This window comes from Brevibacterium picturae (genome assembly GCF_030453725.1).
Classification (GTDB): Bacteria; Actinomycetota; Actinomycetes; order Actinomycetales; family Brevibacteriaceae; genus Brevibacterium; species Brevibacterium sandarakinum_A.
This window is the reverse complement of sequence record NZ_JAKDJU010000224.1, coordinates 1-4,150: the sequence shown is the minus strand read 5'-3', so window position 1 is coordinate 4,150 and position 4,150 is coordinate 1. Positions and strand designations below refer to the sequence as shown.

Genomic DNA, 4,150 nt, shown 5'->3' with positions numbered 1-4,150 from the left:
CTTGCCTTCGCACTCAACAGACTCAATAGTGGAGATATGGTCGAAGATCTGCGATTTTTCGACCATAATCGCACTACGATGAGCGGCAAGACGAAGGAGTTGGCGCCGTGGCCGAATCTGCAGAGGACCGATACGCCCGGTGGACGTGGATCCACGAAACCGCAGTGATGACCGGGTGGGACTTCGAAGCCCTCGGATCCAGACTCATCGCTGACGATCCGCCCTGGGACTTCGACCTGACCTGTGCCAAGGCGATGGCGCGGTCGACCGCCTGCCTCGACATGGGAACCGGTGGAGGCGAACGCCTCGGCGAGCTCGTCAGACGGGTCAGTGCAGTCGGGGGCTTCCTCGGTCGTGAATCCTTGGTTCATGCCAGCGAGGGGTGGAAGCCGAACCTGGAGTTGGCCACCTCGGCGCTGGAGGAATACGGCATCGAGGTCCGTGAGTACGACAGCGAGACCGGCGAGCCCATGCCGTGGTCCGACGGCTTCTTCGAACTCGTGATGAACCGGCATGAGAGCTACGATCCGGCCGAGCTCGCCCGTGTCATCGCGCCAGACGGCCGGTTCCTCACCCAGCAGGTCGATGGCACGGAGGCTTCCGAATTCAGGCTCTGGTTCGGTGGCCGGCCCGAAGCCCCGGAGAATCGGCTCGGACCGTGCCTCGACGAGCTCGAGTCGCAGGGCTTCACCATCACCGATGCCGATGAGTGGACAGGCACGATGGAATTCGCCGACGTCGAGGCGGTCATCGAGTACCTCGCCTACATCCCTTGGGATGTCCCCGGGTTCACGGTGGCCGACAATCTAGTCGCTCTCGACCGGCTGGCAGCCCGCAGGTCCCCGATCGAGGTGACGCAGAAGCGCTTCCACATCGCTGCCGAGCGGTAGATTCCCACCCTCAGCAGATGGTCAGGTTTTCCCGACCTCGGTGACCGGGAAGCCGCATAGGCCGGCACTGGTCGGCGTGGATAGTGTCGAAGACATGACCTCCCCCGACTTCATGTATCCCCAGCCCACCGATGACGAGTTGGCCGCGCAGCAGCCGTACCCGACAGCGCCGGGGACTCACGCGCACGGCGCCAGTCATCGCAGCGCCAGTCACAAGCACAGCTCTGGTCATTCCCCCGCTTCACCAAGCACGGAGACCGACCATGACGGAACTCCGCCGACAGGCGCGAACCGCCCGCGCCTCGGCAAGGTCGCGATGGTTGTCGCGCTTGTCGCCGCAGGACTGTCCCTCATCACCTCGCTCGTCCTGGGCCTCACCATCGGGCCCATGGAGATCGAGTACGGCTACTACTTCACCGACACCCCCAGCTGGTACCGGAACCTCGCGATCGCACTGTTCGGCCTCCAGGCCCTGTGCACCGCGATTGGCATCACCGGCCTCATCATGGGCATCGTCTCTGCCGCCACCGGCCGAGGCAGAACTCAGGGAATCGTCGCAGTCTCCATCAGCGTCTTGGCTCCATTCGTCTCCTTCGGGATCTTCATGATCCTCGGTTTCGCCTTCGCCTGACGCCGGGATGAAGCTGTGGCGGTTTGATTCCGCATCACACCAATCGGTGCAGACAGAGGGAGAGATCTCTGCGAATGGGTCCGTCATCCAGACTGCCCCTTGACATGATTCCAGCGGCCATGCACGCTCGGACAAATCGATTTGGCCGCTGATGTGCGGTGCGCCTCCCGCCCTCCGCCGAGGCCGTAAAATGGGGTCATGACGCCCATGCCCCTCACCCCCACCTCGGCGGAAGACGGGCACCTGGACTGCCACTACTTCAACGACGGACTGTGCCGCTCCTGCACCTTCGTCGAGACACCTCACACACAGCAGGTCGCTGACAAGGAGTCCTGGTGCCGCGAGGTGCTGGCCAACCACTCCCCTGCCGCCTGGCTGCCCGCCGCCAGCGGTGCCGACCGCGATTTCCGCAACCGGGCGAAACTCGCCGTCGGTGGTTCGGTCGGCTCTGTCACCTTGGGCATCCTGGATCAGGACTTCCACGGCGTCGACCTGCGCGAGTGCGGTATCCAAGCCCCGCAGATCCGCGCGATCATCCCGATCATCGGTCAGTTCCTCGATGACTCGGGCCTCGACCCCTATGACGTCAACGCTCGCCGAGGTGAGCTGAAGTTCGTCCACATCACTGCTGCGCCTTCGGGGGACCTGATGATCAGGTTCGTCGTCCGCTCACAGCACGGACTCGACGTTCTGCGGTCCCGGCGCGAGCAGCTCATCGGCCTCGCGCCGATGGCCACAGTCGTCTCCGTCAACCTGCTGCCAGAGCACAAGGCTGTGCTTGAGGGCAGTCGCGAAGAGATGCTGCGCGGTGGCTCACTGCGCATGAACCTCGGCCGGGTCGACCTGCATCTGCGGCCGCAGTCCTTCTTCCAGACGAACACCGATGTGGCGACCGGTCTGTACAACCAGGTCGCTGAGTGGGTGGACGAGATCGCACCGGCCTCGCTGTGGGATCTGTACTGCGGCGCGGGTGGGTTCGCGCTGTACTGCGCAGGGGCCTCCGGTCAGCAGAATTCGCGCACGGTCACCGGTGTGGAGCTGAGCGAGCAGGCCATCGAATCTGCGAAGATCAGCGCCGCCGAACTCGGATTCGACTCCCAATCCGGTGCCACGGTCGAGTTCATCGCCGGAGACGCCACGGAGTTCGCCGAGACGAACCTGGCCACCGGTGAACGACCGGAGTGCGTGATCGTCAACCCACCTCGGCGAGGGGTCGGGGCCCGGTTGTCGACGGCGCTCGAGGATTCTGGGATCGAGCACATCGTGTACTCGAGCTGCAATCCGCTCACCCTGGCCAAGGACCTCGACCGGATGCCGAGCTACACGGTCGACCAGGCCCGGGTCTTCGACATGTTCCCCCACACGAAGCACCTCGAGGTGGCGGTGGTGCTGGAACGGCTGTGAGGGCGCCCGTGCATAGAGTGCTTAGCTTCTGACCTCAGCCGATCCTCAGTGGTGGCATTGAGCCCGCCGCCATCGCGGCGAAACTGGGAACTTGGCGCGCGTGAACATTGAACCGAAGAGGGCTGTCCCTCACGAGTAGTGCCGCTCAGCGAGGCTTCGCTCAATGTCGCCTTCGGTCGCCTCCTCTCTACGACAGCAGACTCTGCCGGAAGCGTTCGGCGACGTCTGGCAACGGGCCGCGCTTGCGGTGAACTACGACCAGTGTGCGCTCGATGGTCGGGTTGACCGGGACGCTTTCAATACCGTCGAGAGCCACCAGCGGAACGACCATCTCTGGGACCACCGAGACACCCAACCCGGCAGCGACCAGACCGCCGACAGCGGGAATGCTGCGCGCCGTCTGCACTATGTCGACACTGACGTCATACTTCGCGAAGGCATGTGCGACCAAGGGCCCGATGCTCGTCACTGCATCGAAGCCGATGAACCTCTCCCGAGCGAAGTCGTCCCAGTTCAGCGACTCACGACCGGCGAACCGATGTCCGGCCGGGACGATCGCGACCAGCCGATCCTGCGCGACCACCTCGACGTTCAGTTCGTCCGGAATGCTCGAGTCGAGCGCGAGGATCCCCAAGTCCACGGTGCCGTTGAGGATCTTCTCCGCAACGTTCTCCTGCGGCTCATCGTGTATGTCGAGTCCCACCCGGGTGAGATCACGGCGGAAGTGAGAGATCACCGATGGCAGCAGAGTCGCGGTCACCGACGGCAGGCACGCCACCCTGACGGTTCCGTCATCGCCGTTCATGTGACCGGTGATCCGGATCAGTGCTTCGTCGTAGGTCGCGACGGCCATTGCCGCATGAGCTGAAATCTCCTCGCCGAGGTGGGTCGGCCCAACCGAGCGCGTGCTGCGGTCGAAGAGCCTGCCGCCGATGCGCCGTTCGGCCTCAGCCAGTGCCCTGCTCACCGCCGGTTGGCTGATCTGCATGTCCTCGGCGGCGAGGGTGAAGCTGCGCAGTCGGTGCAGCGCTTCGATCGTGCGCAGGTGGTACATCGCCAGATTGATAACCATAGGTCATCAGTGTAGAGCGAATCGGTATTGGACGAGCCCTTAAATGACCGTGGATCATGGAAGTCGATATCTGAGAAAGGAATCAAAGGTGCTTTCACTCATTGGATACGTGTCCATGCTGGTGATCCTCGCTCTGCTGCTCATGCAGAAGGT

4 protein-coding genes are annotated in these 4,150 nt (G+C 63.6%); 3 read left to right on the top strand and 1 reads right to left on the bottom strand.

Annotation, left to right across the window (positions count from 1 at the left end; all coding sequences use genetic code 11):
* The first annotated feature begins 107 nt into the window (after window positions 1-107).
* From L0G76_RS14560 to L0G76_RS14550, 3 genes are all read left to right on the top strand, one after another.
* On the top strand, window positions 108-890 hold the full coding sequence (locus tag L0G76_RS14560) for a class I SAM-dependent methyltransferase (protein WP_304357873.1): 783 nt from the start codon (window positions 108-110) through the stop codon (window positions 888-890).
* A 94-nt stretch (window positions 891-984) separates the two neighbouring features.
* The gene (locus L0G76_RS14555) at window positions 985-1,521 is read left to right on the top strand and encodes a hypothetical protein (RefSeq protein ID WP_304357872.1); all 537 of its coding nucleotides are present in this window, start codon (window positions 985-987) and stop codon (window positions 1,519-1,521) included.
* A 198-nt stretch (window positions 1,522-1,719) separates the two neighbouring features.
* A complete protein-coding gene (locus L0G76_RS14550) occupies window positions 1,720-2,925 on the top strand; it encodes a methyltransferase domain-containing protein (protein WP_304357871.1) in 1,206 nt (401 codons plus the stop codon).
* 187 nt (window positions 2,926-3,112) lie between these two features.
* Here L0G76_RS14550 and L0G76_RS14545 read toward each other — a convergent pair whose 3' ends face one another.
* A complete protein-coding gene (locus tag L0G76_RS14545; RefSeq protein ID WP_304357870.1) occupies window positions 3,113-3,997 on the bottom strand; it encodes a LysR family transcriptional regulator in 885 nt (294 codons plus the stop codon).
* Window positions 3,998-4,150 lie beyond the last annotated feature (153 nt).

Excerpts from the sequence above, each read along its gene's own strand:
- L0G76_RS14555 (WP_304357872.1), top strand. The coding sequence starts at position 985 with ATGACCTCCCCCGACTTCATGTATCCCCAGCCCACCGATGACGAGTTG.
- L0G76_RS14550 (WP_304357871.1), top strand. The coding sequence starts at position 1,720 with ATGACGCCCATGCCCCTCACCCCCACCTCGGCGGAAGACGGGCACCTG.
- L0G76_RS14545 (WP_304357870.1), bottom strand. The coding sequence starts at position 3,997 with ATGGTTATCAATCTGGCGATGTACCACCTGCGCACGATCGAAGCGCTG.